Raw genomic sequence first — 26,809 nt, forward strand, 5'->3', positions numbered from 1 at the left:
ACCTCGGTAAACCGGCCTTCGGGCCGGTTTACTTGTTTAAGGCGTACTGTACTTAACCCGATGTTCACCTGTGCTTGTGCCATGGATCATCGCAATATGTTGCGGGTAATGGTTCACTGGGGGCATGACAGTTTTAACTAGAACCGGCAACGATGACCGGTTGAACACACGAAAATTGATGATTTGCCTCGACGTTGACGGAACTATCGTCAACCACCGTGGCCAGATGAGCGAGCGCGTGCGCCGTTCCGCCCGCGAAGTCGTAGAGCGCGGCCACGAGGTCGTCATCTCCACCGGACGATCATTGGGCGCAGCCCTTCCGATCGTCCGCGAGCTGGGCATCGACCACGGCTATGTTGTCGCCAGCAACGGCGGAGTCCTGGCGAAAATCACCGGCGAAGACGTCGATGTCTTCCATCGAGAAGTCTTTGATCCCTCCCTGGCGCTGGCCGCCCTGTGGCGCTCGCTGCCCAATGCCAAATACGCGCTGGAGAATGAGCGCGGCGAATTCCTGTCCAGCGACGTTTTCACCGATGCCAGCTTCGGCGCCGAGTCCCAGGTCGTGGATTTCGAAGAGCTGGTCAACAGCAAGGCCGTACGTGTGGTCGTGTTTTCCACGGACGCGACGGCTGAAGATTTCGGCCATGCAGTGCAGGGGCTTGGACTCTCCGGCGTCACCTACTCGGTGGGCTGGACCGCTTGGCTGGACATCGCCGCTGAGGGAACCACCAAGGCCAGCGGCCTGGAGCGCCTGCGCGCGATCTTGAAATTCAACACCGCTGACACCCTTGCCGTGGGCGACGGGCGCAATGACATTGAGATGCTCCAGTGGGCAGGGCTCGGCGTAGCCATGGGCCAGGCTCCGGATGAGGTCAAGGACGTCGCGGATGCGATTACCGACGGTGTGGATGACGACGGTCTTGCGGTGGTTCTAGAGGAACTGCTGCAGCGATAGCCTACGGGTCGGGGTCCTCGGCCGGGTTCTCAAGCTCCTCACGCAGCAAGGTCTTCCCGCGCACCCATTTCGACTGGGTCAGCAAATCCGGGAACCGGCGGTGCCGGTACCCGGTCACCGGCGGCGCCACCGACTGGTAGTAGGCTCCGGTGCCCGGGTTGATGCGGATGGAGTGGGAGTACTCCCCGACGGGCACCTCGACCCAGTTCGGGGATTCCTTGGCCTTGTTGCACAGCGCGCAGCGCCCGTCCGCGTTCAGCACGTTGGTCGGCCCGCCCAGGTGGTGCTGGATGACGTGGTCGACTTCTTCGACCAGTCCGTCGCAGTACGGGGTGCGGCAGTGCTTGTCGCGGATCTTGATGAACTCCTTCAGGCGCGGCGGGAAGGCGCGGGCGGTGGAGTCCATGGCGATCAGCTCGGTGTCCCCGGGGGCGGTGTAGAGGCGCTGGATGTCGGGGAAGGACTCGATGCGCAGGGCCAGGTCGTCGTGTGCGTCGGGGTACTGGTGGAAGTAGTCCTCGTTGCGGATTTCCGCGCCGGCGATGAGTTCGCGGGCGTGCTGGGCGGGGAGGTAGCCGTAGCCTTCGAGCCAGGCCGGGGCGCGGTCGCCGAGGAACAGGGTCTTGTCGGTCATGACCAGCTTGATGTTGATGGCCAAGGGCAGGGTGGCGGGGTGCCCGGCGATGGGGTAGGCGGCGAACAGGTCGGCCTGGAGTTGGGTGCGGGTGCGCGGGTCGCCGTGCTGGCGCAGCTTGCGGGATTCCTGGCGCAGGTGCATTTGCAGGGCGGTGCCGGCGGCGAGGGGGAGTTTGCCGTTCACGCGGATGCAGTCGCGGTCCTTGGTGAAGCGGATGTACCGGTCGGTGCTGGCTTCCTTGATGCGGTAGGACTTGGTGTGGCTTTCGAACTGCAGGGTGTAGTGGGTGACGGTTTCGCTGATTTGTTTTGGTCCCATGGCTTCGAACATGTCCGGGGTGCTGCGGAAGTGGGTGTCGAAGGCGGTGCGGCGGGCGGCGTTGACGTCTTGCAGCGGGGTGAGGATGGCCATGACCTGGGGTTCGGTGAGTTCTCCGAGGGCGAAGCGCTGGGCGGTGAAGGGGGTGTCTTCGGCGAGGATGCGGGCGTTGGCCAGGTAGGAGCGGTAGCCGTGGGGGTCGCGTTTGCGGGCCATGGCCACGGTGCTGGCTGCGCCGCGGGTGAGGTCGTTGGGGTGGGTGCCGTTGTTTTCGTTGGTGCGGAAGACTTCTTTTTCCAGCTGGTGGGCGAGCATGGCTTTGAGGTAGTCGTAGCCGGAGGTCAGGGCGGTGAGTTCTTCGATGGCGGCGGCGCAGTCGGCGGTGCTGCCGCACTCCAGGATGTGGGTGAGCTTGGTGGTCAGGGCGGTGAGCACGTTGGTGCATTCGGTGTGGACCGGGGGTATGGGCGGCCGGTGGCGTTGTTGCATTGCTTCGTACATGTGTTAATTGTACGGCTGTTGGTAGAACATGTGTTCGAATTTGGTCTAAGCTTATCCTCAGGAAAAGCTAAAGATTATCCGCGAATTCCAGAAGCCGGGCAATGCCGGAGCGGGCTCCGAGTTCGTCGTTGTATCCCGAGCGGAGGATCGCCGCGGACACTGCCTGCGGGGTGATGCCCAATGTCTGGGCCACCGCCTTCTGCTGTCCGCGTACCCCGGGAGTTAGCAGGTCGACGACAGCCCATTCGGACTCGCTGCGGGTGCGGATGGACTGGCCGAGCAGGCGCAGCAGGCCTTCGAGTTCGGCGTCCAGTTCCGCGTTGCCGGTGGAGACGCAGATCGGTACGCGTTCCCCGCGGTGCTCCGCGGCATCGAGCGCGCCCTGGGCGCGTCGCAGGGCCCTGCCGTCGACCTGATCGGCCTCGGCGGGGACCGGTTCGTATAGCGCTCCGACCCCCAGCCCGACGTGGCAGAAATTCAGCCGGGCCGCACGCAGGACGGCGTCGACGGCGGCGTCGGCATCTGCCGGCACGCCCAGGAGCAGTTGGCCGCTGACGGCCATGAACGCGGCCTGCGTGGAAACTTGGGCCAGCTGGTGCCAAAGCGCCTCGCCTGCGGCGGCGACATCGGTGACCGAGCGGGGCCGGGGGCTGAGCGCAACGACAAACATGGCTTAAGTATTGCGTGCGTGGCTCGGTTTGTCGCGTATCCGAGTTTTATGGCGGAGGTCAGGTCCGCTGCGGCAGCCGCACGATGGTGTAGCGGAAGAACAGTTGGGTGGCCGGGCCGATGAGCAGCGCATAGGCTACGGTGCCCACGCCGACCGGGCCGCCCAGCAGCCAGCCCAATCCCAGCACCGACAGTTCAAGCACGGTGCGGATCAGCCGGATCGACAGTCCGGTGCGCAGGTGGAGCCCGGTCATCAGCCCGTCGCGGGGGCCGGCCCCGAAATGGCTGCCGATGTACAGTGCGCCGCCCAGCCCGTTGACCAGGATCGCGACGGCAACCACCAGAACCTGCCAGCCCAATCCATCGATGGCGGGGAAGAAGCGCAGGAAGAAGTCCAGCGCCAGACCCAGGTAGAGCGTATTGGCGACCGTGCCAAGGCCCGGCCACTGCTTGAGCGGAATCCACGCCAGCAGCACCAGGGCTCCGACCAGGATCACGATGGTGCCCAGGGACAGCGGCACGTGGTTCGCCAAGCCCAGATGCAGCACGTCCCAGGGGTCGACACCCAGCTGGGCGCGGATCAGCATCGCCATGGCCAGTGCATAGAGCGTGAGCCCGGCAAAGAGGTTGGCCAGGCGCAGCGGGAGGCGTCCGGCACTCAGCTGCTGGCGGGGAGTCAGGTTCGTGATGCTCATGTAGACAAGCTTCCGGTAAATTGGACTTGGAAAAAATAGCCAATTTTGAACTGGTGGATCCATGGGACGCATCACAGCCCCGACGCTGGCCCGAATGCTGGGGGAGCCGGACTCGTCCATGCCCGCCTACCGCTGGCTTTTCCTCGCGCTACGCTCGCTCATCGCCAACGGCAGGATCCTGCACGGGACCGCGCTGCCCAGTGAACGCGACGCCGTGCTTGCCCTGGGGCTGAGCCGCACCACGGTCTCCCGCGCCTATGCCGAGCTGCGCGACTGCGGCTACGCCAGCTCCCGCCGCGGCTCGGGCACCGTGGCCCAGCTTCCCGGCGGGCCGGTGGCGGGCGGCGCCGAACCGCTGCCGCTGGGCGGTTTCGGTCCGCTGCCCGGAAATCAGGCGGTCGACCTGACCTGCGCGGCGCCCAACGCGCCCGCCGGAATGCTAGGGCAGTTCGAGGCCGCGCTGCACGAGCTTCCGCGCTACGCGGCGGGCATGGGCTACTACCCCCTGGGCATCGAGCCGCTGCGCGTGGCGCTGGCGGACTACTACACCGGGCGCGGGCTGCCCACCGGGCCGGAGCAGATCATCGTGACCTCCGGGGCGCTGTCCTCCGTGGCCGCCGCCGGACGCGCGGTGCTCGGGCGCGGCCAGATCGTGCTGGCCGAAACCCCGACCTATCCGAACTCGCTGCTGGCGTTGAAGGCCCACGGGGCGCGGACCGCCGCGGTGCCCATCGGGCCGCAGGGCTCGGACCTGGACCAGATCGCCGCCGCGCTGGGCGAGGTGCGGCCCGCGGCCATGCTCTGCCTGCCGGATTTCCACAACCCGGTGGGCACGTTGCTGGACGACGCGGGACGCGAACGCTGGGCTGCCGAACTGGACCGGGCCGGCACCGTGGGCATCATCGATGAAACCTGTGCCGAGCTGTGGCTGGACGCGCGCCCGCAGGTGCTGCCGATGGCCGCCTTCTCCCCGAACCTGGTCACCGTGGGCAGCGCCAGCAAATCGCACTGGGGAGGGCTGCGCCTGGGCTGGCTGCGCGCCCCGCGCCACCTGGCCGCCGCGCTGGCCCGCGCCCGGATGAGCATGGATTTGGGCGCTCCGGTGCTCGAGCAGCTGGTGCTGGCCAGCCTGCTCTCTTCGGGGCAGACGCTGTCCGAGGCCACCCGCACCGCGCTGCGCGATAACCGCGACTGGATGATCGGGGAACTGGCCCGCATCCTGCCGGACTGGAAACCGAACCTGCCGGCCGGCGGGCTGAGCCTGTGGTGCCACCTGCCGCAGCCGCGTTCCACGGCCCTAGCCCGACGGCTCAAGGCGGTGCTGCTGGCACCCGGATCCACCTTCGCGGTCGAGGGGCACGGGCTGGAGCACTACCTGCGCCTGCCTTTCGCGCAGGACCGCGCCCAGCTGGAAGCGGCGCTGCCGGCCATCGCCGCGGCCTGGGCGCAAGTGGTTGTCTAGCTCATAGGTTTGCCACCACGAGTTCGACGGCAGCGCACAGTTGCCGAAGGTCCCCGTTCGCATCATGCGTGGCGGGGGATGCGAGCCGCGGATCGGTTTCCCGCCCCACTCCAGGCTCCCGTCCGTCCGGGCGCAACGCCGGGACATGGATGAACAACGCCGGAACCGGCTGCCCATAGGCCAGGTAGGCGACGTGGTTGCAGACAAAGCTTCCGGCGTCCTCGGAAACCTGCGCGGCGAACCCGGCTGCGGCCAGCAACGCGGTGATGCGCTGGGCATCGAGGCCCGATGGCAGCGACAACGGGCCGTCCGAGATGATCGCTTCGGCGCGGGGCTGGGCCCCGTCGTTGTCCGGGATCCGCGCATGGTCTTCGTTGACGGCCAATGCCTCCGGGGTGATCGCGGCGCGTCCGCCGGCCTCGCCCAGGCAAATCAGCGCATCGGGCCGGTGCTCTACGAGCAGCGCGCAGAGCGTTTCGCCCGAACGATCGAAGGAAACCGGCAGGATCGCAGTGGACAGCCGGCGCCCGGCGACATTGGCCGGAAGCGCCGAAACCACCGCGCCGCTGGCGTTGAAATCATCGGTTCCGAAGGGTTCGAAGCCGGTCACCAGAATGTGCATGGCACCCATTATGCCGAACTGTCGGTGGTGGCTGGTAGAGATTGAGTTGCTCTCCAGCCGGTTCAGGGAAGGTCCAATTTCATGATTATTGCCGTTTTTATCCTAGTCATACTAAATATACTTGCCACGGTATGTATTGCGCTGCTGTTGATTCGGCGTACCGGCGGCGTGGATGACCAGGTGATTCGGGAGGCCGTGCGATCCACCCACGGCGAGTTGCGCCAGGACCTGAGTGCCCAGCGCGGCGAACTGCGCCAAACCCTTGGGGAGGTGCGCACGGAAATCGATGCAAAGCTCGGCTCGATGGCCGACGGCAACGCCCGGCGCCACCTGCAGCTGCAGACGCTGATGCAGGAGCAGATGGACAAGCTGCGTGCCGGCAATGAGGCCAAGCTGGAGCAGATGCGAGAGACCGTGGATGAGAAGCTGCAGGGCACGCTGGAGAAACGCCTAGGGGAGAGCTTCGAGCTGGTGAGCAAGCGGCTGGAAATGGTCCAGCAGGGGCTGGGAGAAATGCAGTCGCTCGCCCAGGACGTCGGCGGGCTCAAGCGTGTGCTGACCAACGTGAAAAGCCGCGGCACCTGGGGCGAGGTCCAGCTGGAGCGCCAGCTGGAGGACATCCTCACCCGGGACCAGTACGAGCAGAACGTCACGATCGTGCCCGGAAGCCGGGAGGCCGTCGAATTCGCGGTCATCCTGCCCGGACGCGAAGCCGGCACCATCTACCTGCCCATCGATTCCAAACTGCCGCAGGAGGACTACGAACGGCTGCTCGACGCCCAGGAATCGGGCGACAAGGCGGCCGTTGAACAGGCTAGCCGGGCGTTGGACAAGGCCATCATCGAGCAGGCCAAGCTGATCTCCGGCAAGTACATCGCCCCGCCGCACAGCACAGACTTCGCCATCATGTACCTTCCCACCGAAGGCCTGTTCGCGGAGGTAGTGCGCCGCCCGGGGCTGGCCAGCAAGCTGCAGACCGAGCACCGCGTGCTGGTCACCGGGCCGACCACGCTGATGAGCCTGCTCAACTCGCTGCAGATGGGTTTCAGGACGCTGGCCATCGAAAAGCGCAGCAGCGAGGTGTGGCAGGTGCTGGCCGCCGCAAAGGACGAGTTCCGCAAGTACGGGGATGTCTGGGACAAGCTGGGCAAGCAGCTCTCGGCCGCGCAGAACACAGTGCAGGCCGCCGGAACCCGAACCCGCGCCGTGGAGCGGACCCTGCGGGATGTGGAAAGCAACCAGGTCACCGCGAGCTCCGAGGACGTGCTGCAAAGCCTGCTGCCCGAGGCCTAGCGGCCGCCGCCTTTGCGGTGGTCCGGGTGTTCCCGGGCGACCCGGTGGTTCACATGGCCGAAGATTAGGCCTTGAAGCGCTCGATGGAGCGAGCCAGCTCGGCTTCGGCGGCCTCGCGGCCCTCCCAGCCCTCAGCCTTGACCCACTTGCCTGGCTCCAGGTCCTTGTAGCGGGTGAAGAAGTGCTCGATCTCCTTGATCAGCCACTCGTCGATGTCCTCGAGCTCCTTGATGTGGTCAAAGCGCTTGTCCGAAGGAACGCACAGCAGCTTGGCATCTCCGCCGCCGTCGTCGGTCATGTTGAACACGCCGATCGGGCGGGCCTCAACCACGACGCCTGGGATCAGGTCGACGCCCGGGATGTACACCATGGCGTCCAGCGGATCGCCGTCTTCGCCCAGGGTGTCGTCGAAGTAGCCGTAGTGGGTTGGGTACTGCATTGAGGTGAACAGTACGCGGTCCAAACGCAGACGGTGGGTCTCGTGGTCGATCTCGTACTTGACGCGCGATCCGGTAGGGATCTCGATGGTCACGTCGTGGCTCATGAAAAGCACACTCCTAAACTAGTCTTAGGGTTATCCGCCCTTAAGCGTATCGCCCCCGGGCGCTGCCTTGATAAACCCGCGAAAGGAATGTCACCGCATGAACACCGCCGCCCGTCGTGTGATCACACTGGGCGCGGCCGTGGTTGCCGTGGTGGGCATGGTGCTGGCCATGCTGTTCGCACCTCGTTTTTTCACCGGTGAGCCCGAAGCTTTTTACACCCCTGCCAGTGCGCAGATTGCGGAAAATGCCCCAGTCACCGTGCGGGACCTGAACCCCGATGCTGCCATGCCGGACACGGCCGTGTTCACCGCCCAGCTGGACGCGATCTTGGCGGACCAGGGTGATGGAACGAAGTTCACCGCCCAGGTGGTGGATGTCGCGACCGGCACCGTGCTTTATGACAAGAATTCAACTGCCAACGGCACCCCTGCCTCCAGCCTGAAGGTGGTCACCGCCTTGGCGGCCGTGGATGTGCTGGGCGCCGACACCCAGCTGGGCACCAGCGTTTGGCTGGACGGGGAGACCCTGGTGCTGCGCGGCGGGGGAGACGTGCTGCTGGGCGACGGCGCCTCGGATCCGACGTCCACCAAGGGCTACGCGGGGCTCGGGACGCTGGCCGAAAAGACCGCCGCCGAGCTGGAAAAGCGCGGTGTGGACTCCGTGAAGCTGTGGCTCGACGACTCGCTGTTCGGCGCTGCGCAGTCCAACCCGGACTGGGACAAGTCCCTGTTCACCTCGAACAACATCGCGCCGGTCTACCCGCTGGCGCACTACGCGGGCCGCGCGGGCGAGAACCTCGCCTCCCCGTACCAGTCGGATTCGGCGCAACAGGCGCGCCAAGTATTCGGCGCCGCGCTGGGTTCCTCGATCAAGGTGGCGCAGGGCGGACGCGGAGCCTACGAAGGCGGCGAGCAGATCGCCGAGGTTCGCTCGGCCCCGCTGCGCGACGTGGTCAAGCACATGCTGCTGGTCTCGGACAACTACATCGCCGAAACCCTGGGCCGACTCGTAGCCCTGGCCGAAGGTCTTCCCCCGGAACAGGCGGGGCCCGCGGTGGCCAAGGCGGCGGGGGAACACGGTGCCCAGGGGGCGGCGCTGTCCGATGCCAGCGGGCTGGCCGCCGTCAACCAGATCTCGCCGGCGGCGCTGACCGCGGTGCTGCGCTCTGCAGCCACCAGCGGCAAGGCGGGGATGCGCGAGCTGATCTATTCGCTGCCCGTGGCCGGATACAACGGCACGCTGATGCAGCGTCTCGGCGCAGATGCGACCCTGGGGATGGTCCGCGCCAAAACCGGTTCGCTGACCGGGGTGGCCACGCTGACCGGCATGACGCTGACCGAGGACGGCAGGCTGCTGGCCTTCTCCATTTTCGCCAACCAGCCGGACGGCACGCTCGCACCGCACAAGCCAATCATCGACCAGGCAGTCACCGCCATCCGCGGCTGCGGCTGCCGGGCATAGTCAGGAGCACGCATGAAGCAATTCATTGACTGGGACGTCGCCGTCGGAACCGCCAGGACCCTGATGCCGGCCGGCCCCGCTATCGACGGGCGGCAAGCGGCGCGGATTGTCGAGGAGCTGCGCATCGCCGGAGGCCAGGGCCTGGTCGAGGCGGAGAAGATCTCCAAGTTGAGCTCCACCGCGCCTGCCCAGACGCTCGTGGTGGACCGCGCAGGCTGGGCGCAGGCGGTCAGCCAGAACTTCGCGGCGATGCTCCCGGAAGGAATCGATGCCCCGGGCGCGGTGCCGCTGGTGGCAGGGGCGGAGCTCGGCGCGGTGCTCGCGGTGCTCGGCACCCGCGTGCTGGGGCAGTTCGACCCCTTCGTCGGCCCCCGGCTGCTGCTCAACGCCCCGACCATCACCCAGCTGCGCGGCGAACTGAACCTGAACGCGAAGGACTTCTACCTGTGGATCGCCACCCATGAGCAGACCCACCGGTTGCAGTTCGAGCATGCGCCGTGGATTCCGGGGGTCATGAAGCAGACCCTTGCCGAGGTGTTCGAGCCGCTGCGCGGCACCACGCATTCGATCAACGACCTGGGATCCAGGCTCAAGGCCATGAAGTCGGAGGTCAGCGAGCTGACCAGCATCATGTCGGTGCTGGAGGGACACGCCATGGTGGTGATGAACGACGTGAAGTCCATCGGCACCATCAAGACCATCCGCCGCCGCTTCGAGGCGCGCGGGGAGAACCGTTCGGCGCTGGCCACGCTGGTCGGCAAGCTGCTGGGCATGGAAGCCAAGGCGCTGCAGTACAAGCGCGGGGCGAAGTTCGTGGGCCACCTGGTCGACGAGATCGGTTACGAAGGCTTCAACACGATCTTCAGCGAACGCGAGCTGTTCCCCAGCGCCGACGAGCTGGACCATCCCGAACGCTGGCTGGCCCGCACCCGATGAGCCGTCCCATCGACCGGGCGCGCACCGCGGTCGCCGCGATGGCGCCAGCGGGACTGAGCCTGGTTGCGGTCTCCGGAGGGGCAGACTCGCTGGCCCTGGCGGTCGCGGCCAGCCAGCTGCCGGGGGCCTTCGGCGCGGTGGTCGTGGACCACGGGCTGCAACCCGGCAGTGCCCAGGCAGCGGACCGGGCTGCGCAGCAGTGCCGTGAGCTCGGACTGGACCCGGTGCTGGTGCGGCGTGTGCGCACCCGTCCCGATGAGGCTTCGGCGCGCACCGCCCGCTACGAAGCCTTCGAACGCGCGCTGGAGTCCACCGGAGCGCAGCGCATCCTGCTCGGCCATACCCGCGACGACCAAGCCGAACAGGTGCTGCTGGGTCTGCTGCGCGGTTCGGGAATCCGGTCGCTGGCCGGCATGCCTGCGGTGCGCGGGGCCTACGCGCGCCCGCTGCTGGACCTGGCCCGGGAAGATACCGAGCAGATCTGCGCCGGCGCCGGGCTGGAGTACTGGGAAGACCCCAGCAATACGGATACCACCTACCGCCGCAACCTGGTGCGCGGCGAAATCATGCCCTACCTGCGGGAACATCTTGGCGGGCACATCCCGCAGGCGTTGGCGCGCACCGCACAGCTGGCCGCGGCGGATGCCGACGCACTGGACCTGTGGGCCGGCCGGGCCTGGGCCGAGCACGGAACAGACCTCAAGGCGCTGGCAGCCCTGCCGCCGGCCGTGGCGTCCCGCGTGCTGCGTCTGGCCGCCGCGGAAGCGGGCGCCAAAAACGTTGGCCGGGAGCGAACAGCGGCCCTGTGCGCTCTGGCCGGGGTCGGTACGGAAAAGTCCAAATCAGCCGGGCCCGTGCAGTTGGACGGGAAAATCAGTGCCTACCGCCGAAGCCCGGTGATTGTTTTCACCGACTCGCTCTAAGCAACCACCGGTGAAATGTGGCACTCTAGGTAGGTACCACACCTCTAGAATCAGGAGAACCCTCGTGGATTCCAATGCCGTCAAGGCCGATCTGACACATGTTCTGTACACCAAGGAAGAAATCCAGACCCGAGTCGAAGAACTGGCAGCACAGATCGACAAGGACTACCAGGGTCGCGACATCCTCGTCGTCGGGGTGCTGAAGGGCGCGGTCATGATCATGGCCGACCTGGTTCGTGCTCTTGAATCCCATGTGAGCATGGACTGGATGGCCGTTTCCTCCTATGGATCCGGAACCCAGTCCTCCGGCGTGGTGCGCATCCTGAAGGATCTGGACTCGGACCTCATGGGCAAGCACGTGCTCATCGTCGAGGACATCATCGATTCCGGCCTGACCCTGTCCTGGCTCAAGGCGAACCTGGAGTCGCGCGGCCCGGCCAGCGTCGAGATCTGCACGCTGCTGCGCAAGCCCGCAGCCGCCAAGGTCGAGATCGACGTGAAGTACGTCGGCATGGATATTCCCAACGAATTCGTCGTCGGGTACGGTCTGGACTACGCGGAGAAGTACCGCAACCTTGACTGCGTGGGCACCCTTGCCCCGCACATCTACGAGTAGGGAACTTTTCGCGCCGGCCGGGCGTTGAGAAGAATCGAAGGTGGCGTGCCCCGGACGCCATGACAGCGGGTGAGGGAGATGCGTAGGGCGCGGGACCCGGCGGATCAATGAAAACAAAGAAGCTATTTAACAGCTGGATCATCTGGGTTCTCGTGGGCGTCGTTGCAGTCGTCCTGTTCCTGCCGATGGTGTTCGGCAACAACACGGCGAAGATCGACACTTCGCAGGGACTGCATGAGCTGTCCAGCGGCAATGTGACCCAGGCGAAGATCTTCGACGGAGACCAGCGCGTGGATCTGACGCTGCGCAATGCGCTGACCGTCGACGGTGTTGAAAAGGGCACCAACGTCAGCTTCTTCTACTCCTCGGCCCGCGCCGTGCAGGTGGTCGACGCGATCAACGGCGCGAAGCTGGACAAGTTCACCGACCAGCCGGTGGAGAGCAATTGGCTGCTGTCGATGCTCGGCGTGATCGTGCCGTTCTTGCTGATCGCCGGCATCTTCTGGTTCATCCTCGCCCGCTCGCAGGGCGGCGGCTCCAAGGTCATGCAGTTCGGCAAGTCCAAGGCGAAGCTGATCACCAAGGACATGCCGCAGGTGACCTTCAAGGACGTCGCCGGCGCCGACGAGGCCGTGGAGGAACTCCACGAAATCAAGGAGTTCCTGCAGGAACCTGCGAAGTTCCAGGCCGTGGGCGCTAAGATCCCCAAGGGCGTGCTGCTCTACGGTCCTCCGGGCACCGGCAAGACCCTGCTCGCCAAGGCCGTGGCCGGCGAGGCCCAGGTGCCGTTCTACTCGATCTCCGGTTCTGACTTCGTGGAGATGTTTGTCGGCGTGGGCGCCTCGCGTGTGCGCGACCTGTTCGAACAGGCCAAGAACAACTCTCCGGCCATCATCTTCGTCGACGAGATCGACGCGGTGGGCCGCCACCGCGGCGCCGGCATCGGCGGCGGCAACGACGAGCGCGAACAGACCCTGAACCAGCTGCTGGTTGAGATGGACGGCTTCGACGCCACCACCAACGTCATCCTGATCGCCGCGACCAACCGTCCGGACGTGCTGGACCCGGCGCTGCTGCGCCCGGGCCGATTCGACCGCCAGATCCCGGTGGAGGCGCCGGATTTGAAGGGCCGCGAAGACATCCTGAAGGTGCACGTGAAGGGCAAGCCGATGGACGCGACGGTGGACCTGAACGCGGTGGCCAAGAAGACCCCGGGCTACACCGGCGCCGACCTGGCCAACGTGCTGAACGAAGCCGCGCTGCTCACCGCGCGCTCGAACGCGAACCTGATCGACGACCGCGCGCTGGACGAGGCCATCGACCGCGTCATGGCCGGCCCGCAGAAACGCACCCGCCTGATGGACGAGCACGAGCGCAAGGTCACCGCCTACCACGAGGGCGGCCACGCCCTGGTCGCCGCGGCGATGAACCAGACCGCACCGGTCACCAAGATCACCATCCTGCCGCGTGGCCGCGCCCTGGGCTACACCATGGTCGTGCCGGAGTCGGACAAGTACTCGGTGACCCGCAACGAGCTGCTGGACCAGATGGCCTACGCCATGGGCGGCCGCGTCGCCGAGGAGATCGTGTTCCACGATCCGTCCACCGGAGCCTCGAACGACATCGAGAAGGCCACCGCCACCGCGCGCAAGATGGTCACCGAATACGGCATGAGCGAGAAGGTCGGCGCCGTGCGCCTGGCCAGCTCCGCCGCGGAGCAGCAGATGGGCACCGGGGCGCGCGAGTACTCGGACGAGATGGCCCACCTGGTCGACGAAGAGGTGCGCCAGCTCATCGAGGGCGCGCACAACGACGCCTACTGGGCGCTGACCACCAACCGCCATGTGCTGGACCGGCTGGCCCTGGCCCTGCTGGAACGCGAGACGCTGAACCAGAAGGAGATCGCGGAGATCTTCACGGACCTGGTGAAGATCGACAAGCGCGTGGTGTGGCTGTCCAACGACGAGCGACCCGTGCACCCCGAAGGCCCGGTGTTAAGCCCCAAGGAGCGCGCCGCGCAGTCGACCGACTAGGATCGAAGCGTGACTGAAGAAAATCTGATCGACCAGCCGCGCATCGCGGCAGCCGTGCGCGAAATCCTGCTGGCCATTGGCGAGGACCCGGACCGCGACGGCCTGCAGGACACCCCCAAGCGGGTGGCCAAGGCCTACGCGGAATTCTTCGCCGGGCTGCACCAGGGCCCCGAGGAACACCTGTCCACCACCTTCGACATCGAGCACGACGAGATGGTGCTGGTGAAGGACATCGCGTTCTACTCGACCTGCGAGCACCACCTGGTGCCGTTCTACGGCCGCGCCCATATCGGGTACATCCCGGGCAAGGGCGGCAAGGTCACCGGCCTGTCCAAGCTGGCCCGGCTGGTGGAGGTCTTCGCCCGCCGCCCGCAGGTGCAGGAACGGCTGACCACGCAGATCGTGGACGCCCTGGTCGAGCACCTGAACCCCTCCGGCGCGATCGTCGTCGTCGAATGCGAGCACATGTGCATGTCGATGCGCGGCGTCCAGAAGCCGGGCGCGAAGACCGTCACCAGCGCGGTCCGCGGCCAGCTGCGCGAGACCGCCACCCGCGCCGAAGCAATGAGCCTGATTCTCGGAAGGTAACACCCTATGTCTCTTGGAGCAATCCCCGGCACCGGTCCGGCCACCAGCCCGCTGACCGTGATCCGCAAGATCAAGCAGAAAACGTTCGCCGACCTGCCTACCGACCGCACCCTGGTGATGGGCATCCTGAACGTCACCGAGGACTCCTTCTCCGATGGAGGCGTCTACCTGCAGCGCGAGGCCGCCATCGCGCAGGGCCTGAAGCTGCTCTACGCCGGCGCCGACATCATCGACGTGGGCGGGGAATCCACCCGTCCCGGCGCGGTTGCGGTCGACCCGGTTCTCGAGCAGGAGCGCATCCTGCCCGTCATCGAGGCGCTGGTCAAGGCCGGAGCCGTGGTCTCCGTGGACACCATGCACGTGGACACCGCCCGCGCGGCCATCGCCGCCGGCGCGCACCTGATCAACGACGTCTCCGGGCTGACTTACGAGGCCGGCATGCCGGAGCTGATCGCGCAAACCGGCGTGCCCTACGTGCTGATGCACCGCCGCGGCACCGCGCAGAACATGGTCACCAAGGCCGACTACCAGGACGCGGCCGCCGAGGTGCTGGCCGAGCTGCGTGCGCTGCGCGACGACTTCGTGGCCCGCGGCGTGGCGCCGGAGCAGATCATCCTGGATCCGGGACTGGGCTTCGCCAAGGACGCCGCGCACAACTGGGCCCTGCTCAAGAACCTCAAGGCCTTCGAGGACCTGGGCCACCGCGTGCTGGTCGGCACCAGCCGCAAGCGCTTCCTGGGCGAGGTGCTCGCCGAGGGCGGCGCCGCCCGCGAACCGCTGGGCCGCGACGCGGCGACCCTTGCCACCACCGTGCTGGCGGCCGCCGACGGCGCCTGGGCGGTGCGCGTGCACGACGTGCAGGGATCTCGCGACGCCCTGAAAGTCGTGAAGGCCCATGGATCGCATTAGCATTTCCGGGATTTCCGCGACCGGCTACCACGGCGTCTTCGATTTCGAGAAGCGCGACGGGCAAACGTTCGTCGTCGACGTGGTGCTGCACGTGGACATCTCCCGCGCGGCGGCCAGCGACAACGTGGCCGACACTGTGCACTACGGCGAGGTCAGCGAGCTGGTCGTCGCCCAGATCCAGGCCGGGCCCTGGGATTTGATCGAGAAGCTGGGCAGCGAGGTCGCCGCCGCGATCCTGGCCGCCTACCCGACCGTGGCCACGGTCGAGGTGGTGGTGCACAAGCCGCAGGCCCCGATCCCGGTGCCGTTCAGCGACGTGAGCATTTCGCTGACCCGGCACCAGTTGCAGCACACCGCGGTCATCGCGCTGGGCGCCAACCTGGGCGACCCGCAGGCCACGCTGGCCGCCGCCGTGGCGGAGCTCGGCGCAGAGCTGGAGATCCTGAAGACCTCCCCGCTGGCGGTCACCAAGCCCGTGGGCGGCCCGCCGGACCAGCCGGACTACACCAACCAGGTCATCGAGGTGCGCACGCAGCGCTCCCCGCATGAGCTGCTGGACCTGTGCCAGCGCATCGAGGCCGCGCACCACCGCACCCGCGAGGTGCGCTGGGAGGCGCGCACGCTGGACCTGGACCTGATCACCTACGACCACCTGGTGCTCGATGACCCGAGGCTGACGCTGCCGCATCCGCGCGCGGCCCTTCGCGGCTTCGTGCTGGCGCCGTGGAGCTGGATGGACCCGGACGCCGTGCTCGGAGGCCAGCTGGTTTCCCGGCTGGCGGCGCAGGCCGCTGACACCAAGGACATCATCCGGCTATGACCCGGCTGAAGGTTCTCTCGCTGGTGTGGTGCACCCTGCTCGGCGCGGTGCTGGGCTGGATCGCACTGCGCCTGTTCGTCGCGGCCGGGCGTTCAACCCCGGTGCTGGACTACACGGCGCTGTATTCGCTCGGGGCGGTGTGCGCGGTGGTGCTGTTCCTGGGGATCCGGGTCAAGCGCTCGACCCTGGGCAAGGCGCACTTCGACGCGATCGCCGCGGCCCGCACCCTGGTGCTGGCCCAGGCCGCGGCCTACGCCGGCGCGCTGATCACCGGATGGCACCTGCCGGCGTTGGTGAACCTGTGGGTGAACGCCGGCGCCTCGCCGAGCCTGACCCGCGCGATCGTGCTGGCCGGGGCGGGCCTGTTCATGGTGGTCATCGGGTATATTGTGCAGCACCTTTGCAAACTTCCCCCCGAAGATCCGGAGGACACCGCCGATGGAATCGCCGATGGAACGGTCACCGAATGACTTCCGGCCGGTCGCACCCGAATACTTCACCGTCAAGCTGATCGGCTGGGCGCTGAACACCGCGCTGTACCTGCTGGTCGCGCTGGCGCCGCTGGTCCTGCGGCTGTTCGGCGTGCAGACCCCGCTGTGGCTGGTCATTGCGCCGCCGCTGGCGGTGCTGCTCATCGCGCTGCCGGCGCTGCGCCTGCTGCGCCGCCGCGTGCGGGCGCTGGGCTACCTGGAACGCGAAGAAGACCTCGTGGTGCGCTCCGGGGTGATGTGGCGCAAGCAGCTGGTGATCCCCTACGGGCGGATGCAGTACGTGGAAGTCACCAGCGGACCGCTGGAACGCAAATACGGGCTGTGCAAGCTCACCTTGAACACCGCCTCCGGCTCCGCCACCGCCGTGATCCCCGGCCTTGCGGAGCACACCGGCCGGGACCTGAGGGAACGGCTGAGCGCCGCGGGCGAAGCGAAGATGTTATGACCGAGCAGTGGCAGCGGGTCCATCCGGCCAGCCCGTTCGTGCGCGGCTGGGTGGCCATCGTGGGTCTGGCCTACATCTATTGGCAGAACACCAACGACCTGACGCTGGCCGAGCGGCTCAGCGGCGAAAGGCTGCGCTGGACCGTGCTGATCGGTGCGGGCGCACTGCTGGTGGTGCTCGTCTTCTACGCCTTGTCCTGGTACTTCACCCGCTACAGGATCACCGGCACGCACGTGTACGTGAACTCCGGAATGGTCTTCCGCAGCCAGAAGCAGGCGCGCATCGACCGGGTGCAGGGCATCGAGGTGGCCCAGCCGCTGGTGGCCCGGCTCCTGGGGCTGGCCGAGCTGCACTTCGACGTGGCCGACGGCAGCCAATCCATGCTGCGCCTGTCCTTCCTGCGCAAGGCCGACGCGCAGCGGCTGCGAGCGCTGATCCTGGGCCGGGCGCAGGCCGCCCGGAACGGCCAGGCGCCGCTCGACGGGCAGGAGGCGGACTCGGTCCCGGACACCGCAGCATCCGCGGCGCAGGCTCCTGACCCCGACGTGCTGATGGCCAGGGTGCCCCACGGCCGGCTGCTCGCCTCGCTGTTCCTGCGTATGCCCACCATCATCGGCGTGCTCAGCGCGCTGGCTCTGGGCATCATGACGCTGAGCGGTGTCGGCGGCATGGCGGCCGGCCTGATCCCGGCGCTGCTGGGCTTCGGCGGCTGGTTCTACAAGGAACTGAACAACTCCTGGAATTTCAGCGCCGCCGCCACCGATACCGGGCTGCGCGTGAGCCGCGGCCTGGCGGACACCCGCCAGCAGTCCATCCCCGCCGGCCGCGTCCAGTCCATCCAGGTCAGTTCCCCGGCCCTGTGGCGGCTACTGGGCTGGTACCGGGTCGAGGTCAACGCGCTGGGCGTGGGGTCGCAGGAGGAAGCCCAGAACCTGCTGGTGCTGCCGGTCGGGGACTTCGACGCGGTGGCCCGGGTCATGGGCATCCTGCTCCCGGACCTCGGGGTGGAACGCCAGCGGGAGGTGCTGTTCACCGCGATCAACTCCGGCGGCGAGGAGCACGGATTCACGCTCTCCCCGCACCGGGCCAAACCGCTGTCCCCGGGCGCGTGGAAGAACCAGGGTTTCCTGGCCACGGACACCACGGTGATCTCGCGCTACGGCTGGCTCGGCCGGATCACCGCCTTCACCGCACACAACCGGGTGCAGGGCATCATGCTGCGCCAGGGCCCGCTGGAGCGCCGCCGCCAGCTGGCCGGGCTGCGCATCTACAGCGCCGGCGGCACGGTCACCGGCTACATACAGCAGGTTGATGCCCAAATCGCTGGTAAGTTCTTGGAGGAACAATCCCGCCGCATCGCCGGCAGGTAATACTCGTCGCGGAAGGTAGGACGTGGACGCACCACGCTTGGGAATCGGCATCATCTCCGCTGGCAAGGTCGGCACGGTGCTCGGGGCGGCGCTGGCCGCCAGCGGTCACCGAATCACCGGAATCCATGCGGTCTCGCAGGATTCGAAGGACCGCGCCGACGCGCTGCTGCCCGGGGTCGAGATCCTGGACCCGGCAGAGATCCTGCGGCGCAGCGAACTGGTGCTGTTCGCGGTGCCGGACGACGTGCTGGGAGAACTGGTGGCAGGGCTCGCCGCCGCAGGCCACTTCACCACCGGGCAGCTGATTGCCCATACCGCCGGACGCTACGGCACGGGAATCCTGCAGCCGGCGCTGGATGCCGGAGCCTTCGGGCTGGCCATCCACCCGGCCATGACCTTCACCGGCATGAGCATGGACTTGCAGCGGCTGACCGACTGCGTCTTCGCGGTGACGGCCGACGAGATCATGCTGCCGGTAGCCCAGGCGCTGGTCGTGGAGATGCGCGGGGAGCCGGTGGTCATCGCCGAGCACGACCGCGTCAGCTACCACGCGGCGCTGGCCCACGCGGCCAACCACCTGAACACCATCACCGCGCAGTCAGCGGACATGCTGCGCCGCATCGGGGTCGACGAACCGTCGAATACGCTGCGCGCCCTGATGTATGCGAGCCTGGACAACGCGTTGCGCTCGGGCGCCGGCGCGCTGACCGGCCCAGTGTCCCGGGGGGATGTAGGAACGGTGCAGGCGCACCTCGCCGCGCTGGAAGCGGACCCTGCAGAAACGAACGACAGCTATCGCAGCCTCTCCCGGGCCACCGCGTTGCGGGCGGCCGCCCGGGGCCTGATATCCCAGTCGACGCTCGAGGAACTGCTGCGAGTTCTAGAATAAGAGGGTGAAAACCCCAAGAATCGTCAAGACCCGCAGCGAATTGAAGGCAGCCATTGCGGAGGCGAACCCCGGGTCGCTGGGCTTCGTCCCGACCATGGGAGCCCTGCACGACGGGCACGCGTCGCTGTTCAAGGCCGCCCGCGAGGAAAACGAACTCGTTGTCATTTCGGTCTTCGTGAACGAGCTGCAGTTCAACGACACCTCCGACTATGCCAAGTATCCGCGCACCCTGGATGCCGACGTCCAGGTGGCCGCCGGCGCCGGTGTCGACATCGTGTTCGCGCCCGAAGCCCGGGAAATCTACCATGCAGGGCTGCCGCTGATCCGCCTGAACTCCGGCGCCCTGGGCGAAATGTACGAGGGCGCCTCCCGCCCGGGGCATTTCGACGGAATGCTGGCCGTGGTGGCCAAGCTCCTGCACCTGGCCGATCCGCGCCAGGGTGAATACCGCGCCTACTTCGGGCAGAAGGACGCCCAGCAGGTAGTGCTGATCCGCCGCATGGTCGCCGACCTGGACTATGCAGTCGAGCTCCGCTCGGTGCCGATCGTGCGCAGCGAGAAGGGTTTGGCGCTGTCCAGCCGCAATTCGCTGCTCAACGAGGAACAGCTCCAGGCCGCCCTGGTGCTGCACCGGGCGATTGCTTTGATCGCCGGCCGTGCTGAGCGCAACGAGCCGCTGAACCTGGACGATGCCATCGGCATGTTCCAGATGGAGCCGCTGGTGGAGCTCGACTACTTCGTGGTGGTCGATCCGGGCAACCTGCAGGAATTGGCATTCAATTGCCAGGACACCCCCTTCACCGGGGAAGGCCTGATCCTGGTCGCCGCCACCGTGGGCGGAGTGCGGTTGATCGACAACCAGCCGATCTAGGCGAAGCGCTGGGCGGCCTCCGCCAGAATCCTGCGGAAGCCGCCCAGCTCGGCGAGCACCTCGGCGCAGGTTTCCTCGCGCTGGACGAATTCAACGGTCTGGCCCGCATAAACCGGAGCCAGCGCCACATCCGCCTCGGCGCGGGCGCGCACCATGCGCTGGCGCAGGTCCTCGGTAGCTTCCAAGGAATCAAGGTCGGCGGCGTAACGCCTGCTGAAGTCATTGGCCAGGGCGCGGCCGCCGAATTCGGGAGCCCATGGCAGCTGCTGGGCGATGTCGAAGGCCCGCGTATAGACGGTGTCATCCAGCCCCGAGGCGCGCACCGCCGCTTTCAGGTTCTCGTGTCCGCTGGATTCCTTGGTAGACAGGAACCGGGTTCCGATCCATGCCGCGTCGGCGCCGGCGGCAAGCACTGCGGCGGTCCCAGCGGCGGTTCCGATGCCTCCTGCTGCAACTACGGGCTTCTGCCTCTGCGCGCAGGCCAGCTGCAGCAGCGGCAGCGTCCCGGATTCATTGCGTCCGTGGCCGCCGCCTTCGCCGCCTCGGGCGATGATGATGTCGATGTCATCCTGCATGGCACGATCCAGATCTGCGGCGTTGCCAACCTGCATGGCAGTCAGGACACCCGCTTCGTGGGCCAGGGCCGCGGCGCGGGTGACGTCGCCGAAGCTGATGGATACCAGGGCGGGGCCGTATTCGAGAAACGATTCGAGCGGCGACAGGTCAGCCTCCAGCGCCCAGCCCATGAAGCCGGCACCCCATGGTGTGTCGATTTCCGATACGAGGGATGCCTGCGTTTTGATCCACTCGGCAGTAGGGGTTGGAGAGACGCCGATCATCCCGACTGCACCGGCCGCGCTGACAGCGGCAGCCATGGCACCGCCCGCGGCACCTGCCATGGGGGCATTGAAGATTGGGTCACGGTATCCAAGTAGTTTCTGCAGGTCGCTCATACGCCCAGACTAGAACAGCGCAGGGAATGTGACCTAGAACGCGGCGCTACGATTTGAATCATCCCGAAAGGCCCTGTATAGTTTTTATCTGTTGCCGCAAGAGAAACAGCACGGAATACACGAGCTGTTTACGCGGTAGCCAATCACTTTTCACTTGAAGATTTCGACCGATTTTGATCGGATTACGGAATCTGGTAAGCTTGAAAAGTTGCTCCGGAGCGAAGCAGTTCGAACCTCAGGGTTCGGGGTGTGGTGTCGAGAGTGTTTGTTGTTTGAGAACTCAATAGTGTGCCAAGTTTGTTGATACCAAATTATTTTTTGTTTGGTGAATACGAAACATTTTGCTTGGGATGATGCACCCCCGTGTGTTGTTCCAAGTGTTTTTATTCGCCAGGATTTATACATCACGTGTGGCCCCGTCTTTTTCCGGTGGGGTTGTGGTGGCTTTTTGTTTTTTATGGAGAGTTTGATCCTGGCTCAGGATGAACGCTGGCGGCGTGCTTAACACATGCAAGTCGAACGATGAAGCCCAGCTTGCTGGGTGGATTAGTGGCGAACGGGTGAGTAACACGTGAGTAACCTGCCCCTGACTCTGGGATAAGCCCGGGAAACTGGGTCTAATACCGGATATGACCATGGGACGCATGTCTTGTGGTGGAAAGATTTATCGGTTGGGGATGGACTCGCGGCCTATCAGCTTGTTGGTGAGGTAATGGCTCACCAAGGCGACGACGGGTAGCCGGCCTGAGAGGGTGACCGGCCACACTGGGACTGAGACACGGCCCAGACTCCTACGGGAGGCAGCAGTGGGGAATATTGCACAATGGGCGCAAGCCTGATGCAGCGACGCCGCGTGAGGGATGACGGCCTTCGGGTTGTAAACCTCTTTCAGTAGGGAAGAAGCGAGAGTGACGGTACCTGCAGAAGAAGCGCCGGCTAACTACGTGCCAGCAGCCGCGGTAATACGTAGGGCGCAAGCGTTATCCGGATTTATTGGGCGTAAAGAGCTCGTAGGCGGTTTGTCGCGTCTGCCGTGAAAGTCCGAGGCTCAACCTCGGATCTGCGGTGGGTACGGGCAGACTAGAGTGATGTAGGGGAGACTGGAATTCCTGGTGTAGCGGTGAAATGCGCAGATATCAGGAGGAACACCGATGGCGAAGGCAGGTCTCTGGGCATTTACTGACGCTGAGGAGCGAAAGCATGGGGAGCGAACAGGATTAGATACCCTGGTAGTCCATGCCGTAAACGTTGGGCACTAGGTGTGGGGGACATTCCACGTTTTCCGCGCCGTAGCTAACGCATTAAGTGCCCCGCCTGGGGAGTACGGCCGCAAGGCTAAAACTCAAAGGAATTGACGGGGGCCCGCACAAGCGGCGGAGCATGCGGATTAATTCGATGCAACGCGAAGAACCTTACCAAGGCTTGACATGTTCCAGACCGCCTCAGAGATGGGGTTTCCCTTCGGGGCTGGTTCACAGGTGGTGCATGGTTGTCGTCAGCTCGTGTCGTGAGATGTTGGGTTAAGTCCCGCAACGAGCGCAACCCTCGTTCCATGTTGCCAGCGGGTTATGCCGGGGACTCATGGGAGACTGCCGGGGTCAACTCGGAGGAAGGTGGGGATGACGTCAAATCATCATGCCCCTTATGTCTTGGGCTTCACGCATGCTACAATGGCCGGTACAATGGGTTGCGATACTGTGAGGTGGAGCTAATCCCTAAAAGCCGGTCTCAGTTCGGATTGGGGTCTGCAACTCGACCCCATGAAGTCGGAGTCGCTAGTAATCGCAGATCAGCAACGCTGCGGTGAATACGTTCCCGGGCCTTGTACACACCGCCCGTCAAGTCACGAAAGTTGGTAACACCCGAAGCCGATGGCCTAACCACCTTGTGTGGGGGGAGTCGTCGAAGGTGGGACTGGCGATTGGGACTAAGTCGTAACAAGGTAGCCGTACCGGAAGGTGCGGCTGGATCACCTCCTTTCTAAGGAGCTAACCATTTTTTTGGTGCCCATGTCTGGACCCGAGTGTGGTTCGGGTGGGTTGCTCAAGGGTGGAATGTCAATGAACTCAACATCGGGAAACGGGTTTTCGAAAGGGCTGCCATGGTGGTGGTGTTTTCGGGGGTTCGGGTGTTGGCATGGTTTGTGTTGTGTGGTGTGTGTGGTTTAGTACGCAGTGCCGGCTCCTTTGGGGGTTGGTGGTGTTGGAAGGGCGCGCATGGTGTGTGATGCGAATGGGTATGTTTGGTGCACTGTTGGGTTTTGAGGCAACAAGCCTCCTGGCTGTCTTGCTCCTTGTGGGGTGGGGTGGTTGGGTGCTTGGTGTTTCGGTGTTTGTCCTGTGTCTGCTGCATGGTGTCCTGGTGGCTGGTCTTTTGGCTGGTTGGGGGTGTTGTGTGGGGGTGCGGGGTTGTTGTTTGGGAACTGTATAGTGAACGCGAGCATCTTGCAGACAAGATGAGTTGCATGTGCCTGTCCTGGGTGTGTGTGGTGTTTGAGTCTTGTTTGTAGTGATTTTGTTGATTGTTTTATAGCTCAATTTTGAGAACTTTGTTTTGTGTTGAAGTTTTTAAGGGCGCACGGTGGATGCCTTGGCATCAAGAGCCGATGAAGGACGTGGGAATCTGCGATAAGCCTGGTGGAGTCGATAACCGGACGTTGAGACCAGGATTTCCGAATGGGGAAACCCCGCACCATGTTATGTGGTGTGACCTGCAGCTGAATGTATAGGCTGTGTGGAGGGAACGCGGGGAAGTGAAACATCTCAGTACCCGCAGGAAGAGAAAACAATAGTGATTCCGTTAGTAGTGGCGAGCGAACGCGGATGGGGCTAAACCGGTTGGTGTGTGATAGCGGATAGGCGTTGCATCATCGGGGTTGTGGGGTCCACATGTACCAGTTCTATCTACGCTGGTGGGATGAGGTGCAGGCGTATAGGTGAATCGGTTGGAATGCCGGACCAGAGAGGGTGATAGTCCCGTAGGTGTAATGCGTGTCTGCCGTTCTTTGTGTGGATACCCGAGTAGCACGGGGCCCGTGAAACCTTGTGTGAATCTGCCAGGACCACCTGGTAAGCCTGAATACTACTTGATGACCGATAGTGAATCAGTACCGTGAGGGAATGGTGAAAAGTACCCCGGGAGGGGAGTGAAATAGTACCTGAAACCGTGCGCTTACAATCCGTTAGAGCCATGCCTTGTGTGTGGTGATGGCGTGCCTTTTGAAGAATGAGCCTGCGAGTTAGTGTTACGTCGCGAGGTTAACCCGTGGGGGGAAGCCGTAGCGAAAGCGAGTCTGAATAGGGCGAGTGAGTGGCGTGATCTAGACCCGAAGCGAAGTGATCTACCCATGGCCAGGTTGAAGCGTGTGTAAGAGCGCGTGGAGGACCGAACCCACTTCAGTTGAAAATGGAGGGGATGAGCTGTGGGTAGGGGTGAAAGGCCAATCAAACTTCGTGATAGCTGGTTCTCCCCGAAATGCATTTAGGTGCAGCGTTGCGTGTTTCTTGCTGGAGGTAGAGCTACTGGATAGGCGATGGGCCCTACAAGGTTACTGACCTTAGCCAAACTCCGAATGCCGGTAAGTGAGAGCGCAGCAGTGAGACTGTGGGGGATAAGCTTCATAGTCGAGAGGGAAACAGCCCAGAACGCCAACTAAGGCCCCTAAGCGTGTGCTAAGTGGGAAAGGATGTGGAGTTGCTGTGACAACCAGGAGGTTGGCTTAGAAGCAGCCACCCTTGAAAGAGTGCGTAATAGCTCACTGGTCAAGTGATTCCGCGCCGATAATGTAGCGGGGCTCAAGCACACCGCCGAAGTTGCGTCATTCAAATGTTTATCTGGCCTTCGGGTTGGGTGTTTGGATGGGTAGGGGAGCGTCGTGTGGACGGTGAAGTCGCGGTGTAAACCAGCGGTGGAGGCCACACGAGTGAGAATGCAGGCATGAGTAGCGAATGACGGGTGAGAAACCCGTCCGCCGAATGATCAAGGGTTCCAGGGTCAAGCTAATCTGCCCTGGGTTAGTCGGGACCTAAGGCGAGGCCGACAGGCGTAGTCGATGGATAACGGGTTGATATTCCCGTACCGGCGAAGGACCGCCCATACTGAGCGATGGATGCTAACCATGATGGATCATGGCTGTTGCGCCCTTCGGGGTGTTGGCTGTGTGATGTGGTGGGAACCGATGTTGTGAGGTCAGCGTATTAACAGGTGTGACGCAGGAAGGTAGCCGAGCCAGGCAATGGAATTGACCTGGTCCAAGGGTGTAGGAAGAACGGTAGGCAAATCCGCTGTTCATTGTTTCTGAGACCTGATAGGCGCCCCGTTTGTGGGGTGATTCGGTGATCCTATGCTGCCTAGAAAAGCATCGGCGCGAGGTCCCAGTCCGCCCGTACCCTAAACCGACACAGGTGATCAGGTAGAGAATACTAAGGCGATCGAGAGAATCATGGTTAAGGAACTCGGCAAAATGCCCCCGTAACTTCGGAAGAAGGGGGGCCTGCCCCGTGAAGAGGATTGACTCCTTGGAGGCGGGTGTGGGCCGCAGAGACCAGGGGGAAGCGACTGTTTACTAAAAACACAGGTCCGTGCGAAGTCGCAAGACGATGTATACGGACTGACTCCTGCCCGGTGCTGGAAGGTTAAGAGGACCGGTTAGCACACTTGTGTGCGAAGCTGAGAATTTAAGCCCCAGTAAACGGCGGTGGTAACTATAACCATCCTAAGGTAGCGAAATTCCTTGTCGGGTAAGTTCCGACCTGCACGAATGGAGTAACGACTTCCCCGCTGTCTCAACCATGAACTCGGCGAAATTGCAGTACGAGTAAAGATGCTCGTTACGCGCAGCAGGACGGAAAGACCCCGAGACCTTTACTATAGTTTGGTATTGGTGTTCGGTGCAGCTTGTGTAGGATAGGTGGGAGACTGTGAAGCTCGGACGCTAGTTCGGGTGGAGTCATCGTTGAAATACCACTCTGGCTGTACCGGTCACCTAACTTCGGACCATGATCTGGTTCAGGGACAGTGCCTGATGGGTAGTTTAACTGGGGCGGTTGCCTCCTAAAATGTAACGGAGGCGCCCAAAGGTTCCCTCAGCCTGGTTGGCAATCAGGTGTTGAGTGTAAGTGCACAAGGGAGCTTGACTGTGAGAGTGACAGCTCGAGCAGGGACGAAAGTCGGGACTAGTGATCCGGCGGCACCTCGTGGAAGGGCCGTCGCTCAACGGATAAAAGGTACCTCGGGGATAACAGGCTGATCTTGCCCAAGAGTCCATATCGACGGCATGGTTTGGCACCTCGATGTCGGCTCGTCGCATCCTGGGGCTGGAGTAGGTCCCAAGGGTTGGGCTGTTCGCCCATTAAAGCGGTACGCGAGCTGGGTTTAGAACGTCGTGAGACAGTTCGGTCCCTATCCGCTGCGCGCGTTGGAAATTTGAGAAGGGCTGTCCTTAGTACGAGAGGACCGGGACGGACGAACCTCTGGTGTGTCAGTTGTACTGCCAAGTGCATCGCTGATTAGCTACGTTTGGAAGGGATAACCGCTGAAAGCATCTAAGCGGGAAGCCTGCTTCGAGATGAGATTTCCATCCACCTTGTGTGGGTGAGGCCCCCAGCTAGATTACTGGGTTGATAGGCAGGATGTGGAAGCAAGGACCAAAGACTTGTGTAGCTGACCTGTACTAATAGGCCGATGACTTACAACACACTATAAGATGGTGTGTCGACAAAATTCATTTTTTTGCTGTTCGCGTTCACTATGCGGTTACGAGACAACAACCTCGAACCTGAAGAAGTTTTTTTGCAGGACGAGTGCTG

Annotated in this window: 22 protein-coding genes and 2 rRNA genes; 18 read left to right on the forward strand and 6 right to left on the reverse strand. The window is 64.2% G+C overall.

Features of this window, described 5'->3' with window-relative positions:
* Positions 1-124: 124 nt before the first annotated feature.
* Entirely contained in the window at positions 125-955 is an 831-nt protein-coding gene (locus JQN66_RS00375) for an HAD family hydrolase (protein WP_188949240.1), read from the forward strand.
* Between the two features lies 1 nt (position 956).
* On the opposite strand, the gene JQN66_RS00380 is transcribed toward JQN66_RS00375, so the two are convergent.
* The 3 genes from JQN66_RS00380 to yczE form a co-directional block, all read right to left on the reverse strand.
* Entirely contained in the window at positions 957-2,411 is a 1,455-nt protein-coding gene (locus JQN66_RS00380; RefSeq protein WP_204676203.1) for an HNH endonuclease, read from the reverse strand.
* 67 nt (positions 2,412-2,478) lie between these two features.
* Complete coding sequence (locus JQN66_RS00385; RefSeq protein ID WP_204676204.1) at positions 2,479-3,081, reverse strand: hypothetical protein; 603 nt, start codon at positions 3,079-3,081, stop codon at positions 2,479-2,481.
* Positions 3,082-3,139: 58 nt separating this feature from the next.
* Entirely contained in the window at positions 3,140-3,775 is a 636-nt protein-coding gene (gene yczE / locus JQN66_RS00390; protein WP_204676205.1) for a membrane protein YczE, read from the reverse strand.
* A gap of 61 nt (positions 3,776-3,836) precedes the next feature.
* Here yczE and yczR point away from each other — a divergent pair, with 61 nt between their 5' ends.
* A complete protein-coding gene (gene yczR, locus JQN66_RS00395; protein WP_204676206.1) occupies positions 3,837-5,237 on the forward strand; it encodes a MocR-like transcription factor YczR in 1,401 nt (466 codons plus the stop codon).
* A gap of 1 nt (position 5,238) precedes the next feature.
* On the opposite strand, the gene JQN66_RS00400 is transcribed toward yczR, so the two are convergent.
* The gene (locus tag JQN66_RS00400; RefSeq protein WP_204676207.1) at positions 5,239-5,859 is read right to left on the reverse strand and encodes a pyroglutamyl-peptidase I; all 621 of its coding nucleotides are present in this window, start codon (positions 5,857-5,859) and stop codon (positions 5,239-5,241) included.
* A 180-nt stretch (positions 5,860-6,039) separates the two neighbouring features.
* Here JQN66_RS00400 and JQN66_RS00405 point away from each other — a divergent pair, with 180 nt between their 5' ends.
* Positions 6,040-7,152 (forward strand): DNA recombination protein RmuC, encoded by a 1,113-nt coding sequence (locus JQN66_RS00405; protein ID WP_239464085.1) that lies wholly within the window; start codon positions 6,040-6,042, stop codon positions 7,150-7,152.
* A 64-nt stretch (positions 7,153-7,216) separates the two neighbouring features.
* Here JQN66_RS00405 and JQN66_RS00410 read toward each other — a convergent pair whose 3' ends face one another.
* Positions 7,217-7,696: an inorganic diphosphatase gene (locus JQN66_RS00410; RefSeq protein WP_047119029.1), complete on the reverse strand. Its 480-nt coding sequence runs from the start codon at positions 7,694-7,696 to the stop codon at positions 7,217-7,219.
* 97 nt (positions 7,697-7,793) lie between these two features.
* Here JQN66_RS00410 and dacB point away from each other — a divergent pair, with 97 nt between their 5' ends.
* The 13 genes from dacB to panC all read left to right on the forward strand — a co-directional run bounded on the left by dacB (position 7,794) and on the right by panC (position 20,049).
* Positions 7,794-9,158, forward strand: coding sequence for a D-alanyl-D-alanine carboxypeptidase/D-alanyl-D-alanine endopeptidase (gene dacB / locus JQN66_RS00415; RefSeq protein ID WP_204676209.1), 1,365 nt, complete (start codon positions 7,794-7,796; stop codon positions 9,156-9,158).
* A 12-nt stretch (positions 9,159-9,170) separates the two neighbouring features.
* On the forward strand, positions 9,171-10,094 hold the full coding sequence (locus JQN66_RS00420) for a zinc-dependent metalloprotease (protein WP_204676210.1): 924 nt from the start codon (positions 9,171-9,173) through the stop codon (positions 10,092-10,094).
* The gene (tilS, locus tag JQN66_RS00425) at positions 10,091-11,017 is read left to right on the forward strand and encodes a tRNA lysidine(34) synthetase TilS (RefSeq protein WP_239464086.1); all 927 of its coding nucleotides are present in this window, start codon (positions 10,091-10,093) and stop codon (positions 11,015-11,017) included. Before JQN66_RS00420 ends, tilS begins: the two co-directional genes overlap by 4 nt.
* Before the next feature lie 64 nt (positions 11,018-11,081).
* On the forward strand, positions 11,082-11,633 hold the full coding sequence (gene hpt / locus JQN66_RS00430; protein WP_188950358.1) for a hypoxanthine phosphoribosyltransferase: 552 nt from the start codon (positions 11,082-11,084) through the stop codon (positions 11,631-11,633).
* A gap of 107 nt (positions 11,634-11,740) precedes the next feature.
* The gene (gene ftsH, locus JQN66_RS00435) at positions 11,741-13,666 is read left to right on the forward strand and encodes an ATP-dependent zinc metalloprotease FtsH (protein WP_204676211.1); all 1,926 of its coding nucleotides are present in this window, start codon (positions 11,741-11,743) and stop codon (positions 13,664-13,666) included.
* Positions 13,667-13,675: 9 nt separating this feature from the next.
* Positions 13,676-14,254: a GTP cyclohydrolase I FolE gene (gene folE / locus JQN66_RS00440; RefSeq protein ID WP_188950356.1), complete on the forward strand. Its 579-nt coding sequence runs from the start codon at positions 13,676-13,678 to the stop codon at positions 14,252-14,254.
* A 6-nt stretch (positions 14,255-14,260) separates the two neighbouring features.
* A complete protein-coding gene (gene folP / locus JQN66_RS00445; RefSeq protein ID WP_204676212.1) occupies positions 14,261-15,163 on the forward strand; it encodes a dihydropteroate synthase in 903 nt (300 codons plus the stop codon).
* Entirely contained in the window at positions 15,150-15,983 is an 834-nt protein-coding gene (gene folK, locus JQN66_RS00450; RefSeq protein WP_204676213.1) for a 2-amino-4-hydroxy-6-hydroxymethyldihydropteridine diphosphokinase, read from the forward strand. Before folP ends, folK begins: the two co-directional genes overlap by 14 nt.
* Positions 15,980-16,453: a DUF3180 domain-containing protein gene (locus JQN66_RS00455; protein ID WP_204676214.1), complete on the forward strand. Its 474-nt coding sequence runs from the start codon at positions 15,980-15,982 to the stop codon at positions 16,451-16,453. The genes folK and JQN66_RS00455 overlap by 4 nt, the downstream gene beginning before the upstream one ends.
* The gene (locus JQN66_RS00460) at positions 16,434-16,919 is read left to right on the forward strand and encodes a PH domain-containing protein (RefSeq protein ID WP_239464087.1); all 486 of its coding nucleotides are present in this window, start codon (positions 16,434-16,436) and stop codon (positions 16,917-16,919) included. The genes JQN66_RS00455 and JQN66_RS00460 overlap by 20 nt, the downstream gene beginning before the upstream one ends.
* Positions 16,916-18,289 carry a PH domain-containing protein gene (locus tag JQN66_RS00465; protein ID WP_204676216.1) on the forward strand — a complete coding sequence of 458 codons (1,374 nt, stop codon included), beginning with the start codon at positions 16,916-16,918 and terminating at the stop codon, positions 18,287-18,289. The genes JQN66_RS00460 and JQN66_RS00465 overlap by 4 nt, the downstream gene beginning before the upstream one ends.
* Before the next feature lie 22 nt (positions 18,290-18,311).
* A complete protein-coding gene (locus tag JQN66_RS00470) occupies positions 18,312-19,178 on the forward strand; it encodes a Rossmann-like and DUF2520 domain-containing protein (RefSeq protein ID WP_204676217.1) in 867 nt (288 codons plus the stop codon).
* Positions 19,179-19,182: 4 nt separating this feature from the next.
* Positions 19,183-20,049 carry a pantoate--beta-alanine ligase gene (panC, locus tag JQN66_RS00475; protein WP_204676218.1) on the forward strand — a complete coding sequence of 289 codons (867 nt, stop codon included), beginning with the start codon at positions 19,183-19,185 and terminating at the stop codon, positions 20,047-20,049.
* Here the strand turns inward: panC and JQN66_RS00480 are convergent.
* Complete coding sequence (locus JQN66_RS00480) at positions 20,046-21,002, reverse strand: nitronate monooxygenase (protein WP_204676219.1); 957 nt, start codon at positions 21,000-21,002, stop codon at positions 20,046-20,048. The two genes, panC and JQN66_RS00480, sit on opposite strands and share 4 nt — an antisense overlap.
* Before the next feature lie 454 nt (positions 21,003-21,456).
* Between JQN66_RS00480 and JQN66_RS00485 the strand changes: the two genes are divergently transcribed.
* Both JQN66_RS00485 and JQN66_RS00490 read left to right on the forward strand, forming a co-directional pair.
* Positions 21,457-22,982, forward strand: a 16S ribosomal RNA gene (locus JQN66_RS00485).
* 577 nt (positions 22,983-23,559) lie between these two features.
* Positions 23,560-26,698 (forward strand): 23S ribosomal RNA (locus JQN66_RS00490).
* The 16S and 23S rRNA genes sit together here, the layout of an rRNA operon.
* The last annotated feature ends 111 nt before the right edge of the window (positions 26,699-26,809 follow it).

Origin of the sequence: Glutamicibacter protophormiae, from assembly GCF_016894325.1 — a bacterium.
In the GTDB taxonomy this organism is placed as follows: Bacteria; Actinomycetota; Actinomycetes; order Actinomycetales; family Micrococcaceae; genus Glutamicibacter; species Glutamicibacter protophormiae.

Excerpts from the sequence above, each read along its gene's own strand:
- folK (WP_204676213.1), top strand. The coding sequence starts at position 15,150 with ATGGATCGCATTAGCATTTCCGGGATTTCCGCGACCGGCTACCACGGC.
- JQN66_RS00460 (WP_239464087.1), top strand. The coding sequence starts at position 16,434 with ATGGAACGGTCACCGAATGACTTCCGGCCGGTCGCACCCGAATACTTC.
- JQN66_RS00410 (WP_047119029.1), bottom strand. The coding sequence starts at position 7,696 with ATGAGCCACGACGTGACCATCGAGATCCCTACCGGATCGCGCGTCAAG.
- JQN66_RS00455 (WP_204676214.1), top strand. The coding sequence starts at position 15,980 with ATGACCCGGCTGAAGGTTCTCTCGCTGGTGTGGTGCACCCTGCTCGGC.
- JQN66_RS00375 (WP_188949240.1), top strand. The coding sequence starts at position 125 with ATGACAGTTTTAACTAGAACCGGCAACGATGACCGGTTGAACACACGA.
- yczR (WP_204676206.1), top strand. The coding sequence starts at position 3,837 with ATGGGACGCATCACAGCCCCGACGCTGGCCCGAATGCTGGGGGAGCCG.
- folP (WP_204676212.1), top strand. The coding sequence starts at position 14,261 with ATGTCTCTTGGAGCAATCCCCGGCACCGGTCCGGCCACCAGCCCGCTG.
- tilS (WP_239464086.1), top strand. The coding sequence starts at position 10,091 with ATGAGCCGTCCCATCGACCGGGCGCGCACCGCGGTCGCCGCGATGGCG.
- yczE (WP_204676205.1), bottom strand. The coding sequence starts at position 3,775 with ATGAGCATCACGAACCTGACTCCCCGCCAGCAGCTGAGTGCCGGACGC.
- JQN66_RS00480 (WP_204676219.1), bottom strand. The coding sequence starts at position 21,002 with ATGAGCGACCTGCAGAAACTACTTGGATACCGTGACCCAATCTTCAAT.
- JQN66_RS00465 (WP_204676216.1), top strand. The coding sequence starts at position 16,916 with ATGACCGAGCAGTGGCAGCGGGTCCATCCGGCCAGCCCGTTCGTGCGC.
- dacB (WP_204676209.1), top strand. The coding sequence starts at position 7,794 with ATGAACACCGCCGCCCGTCGTGTGATCACACTGGGCGCGGCCGTGGTT.
- JQN66_RS00420 (WP_204676210.1), top strand. The coding sequence starts at position 9,171 with ATGAAGCAATTCATTGACTGGGACGTCGCCGTCGGAACCGCCAGGACC.
- ftsH (WP_204676211.1), top strand. The coding sequence starts at position 11,741 with ATGAAAACAAAGAAGCTATTTAACAGCTGGATCATCTGGGTTCTCGTG.
- JQN66_RS00400 (WP_204676207.1), bottom strand. The coding sequence starts at position 5,859 with ATGCACATTCTGGTGACCGGCTTCGAACCCTTCGGAACCGATGATTTC.
- JQN66_RS00380 (WP_204676203.1), bottom strand. The coding sequence starts at position 2,411 with ATGTACGAAGCAATGCAACAACGCCACCGGCCGCCCATACCCCCGGTC.
- JQN66_RS00385 (WP_204676204.1), bottom strand. The coding sequence starts at position 3,081 with ATGTTTGTCGTTGCGCTCAGCCCCCGGCCCCGCTCGGTCACCGATGTC.